General features: G+C 68.6%; 1 protein-coding gene and 1 pseudogene. Both read left to right on the top strand.

The window, feature by feature from the left end:
* A pseudogene (locus tag LHA35_RS28455) lies at positions 1–377 on the top strand (IS21 family transposase); the annotation flags it as partial.
* Positions 367–653 (top strand): ATP-binding protein (locus LHA35_RS28450; protein ID WP_226615275.1); only part of this gene is annotated, 287 nt, incomplete at its 3' end. The pseudogene LHA35_RS28455 and the gene LHA35_RS28450, both read left to right, overlap by 11 nt.

The raw sequence follows: 653 nt of genomic DNA, 5'->3' as shown, positions 1-653 counted from the left end.
ACTACCTGGCTGTGGTCCAGCGCAAGCCCGGTGCACTGCGCAACGGCGCTCCCTTTGCCGACTTGCCGGAGGCATTCCGGGAGTTGCAGCGCCAGCTGCATGGCAGGGCTGGGGGCGACCGGGAGATGGTGGAGATCCTCTCCCTGGTGCTGCAGCACGATGAGCAGGCCGTGCTGGTCGCCGTGGAGATGGCGCTGCAGGCCGGGGTCTCCACCAAGACCCACATCCTGAACCTGCTGCATCGGCTGACCGACGGCACGGCCTCCCAGGTGCCGCCGATCGAGGCTCCCCAGGCCCTGGTGCTGGCGCAGGAGCCTGAGGCGAACGTCGCCCGCTACGACAGCCTGCGCGCGCAGGGAGGCAGTCATGCGTCATGACCCCGCGGCTGCCGCCATCACCATCATGCTGCGCAGCCTCAAGATGCACGGCATGGCACAGGCCGCGGCCGAGCTGACCGAGCAGGGTGCGCCTGCCTTCCAGAGCGCGGTTCCCATCCTGTCGCAGCTGCTCAAGGCAGAGCTCGCCGAGCGGGAGGTCCGCTCCATTGCCTATCAGCTCAAGGCCGCGCGGTTCCCCACCTACAAGGACCTCACCGGCTTCGACTTCACCGGCAGCCAGCTCAACGAAGCCCTGGTGCGCCAGCTTCACGCCGG

The sequence above is a fragment of the Roseicella aerolata genome, assembly GCF_020523605.1.
GTDB lineage: Bacteria > Pseudomonadota > Alphaproteobacteria > Acetobacterales > Acetobacteraceae > Paracraurococcus > Paracraurococcus aerolatus.
This window is presented reverse-complemented; position numbering and strand designations above follow the sequence as displayed.